The organism is Janthinobacterium sp. NKUCC08_JDC, from assembly GCF_019345575.1.
In the GTDB taxonomy this organism is placed as follows: domain Bacteria; phylum Pseudomonadota; class Gammaproteobacteria; order Burkholderiales; family Burkholderiaceae_D; genus Janthinobacterium; species Janthinobacterium aestuarii.
In genome coordinates, this window is sequence record NZ_JAHKQW010000078.1 from 1 (window position 1) to 223 (window position 223).

Genomic DNA, 223 nt, shown 5'->3' on the forward strand with positions numbered 1-223 from the left:
GGACCAAGGTCAAGCTGGCGACAACGTTGGTCTGCTGCTGCGCGGCACCAAGCGTGAAGACGTGCAACGTGGTCAAGTTCTGGCCAAGCCAGGCTCGATCAAGCCGCATGCACACTTCACCGGCGAGATCTATGTTCTGTCGAAAGACGAAGGCGGCCGTCATACGCCATTCTTCAACAACTATCGTCCACAGTTCTACTTCCGTACGACGGACGTAACTGGT

Annotated in this window: 1 pseudogene; it reads left to right on the forward strand. The window is 56.1% G+C overall.

Annotated elements, in window-relative coordinates:
• Positions 1-223: pseudogene (locus KO538_RS29200) on the forward strand (elongation factor Tu); the annotation flags it as partial.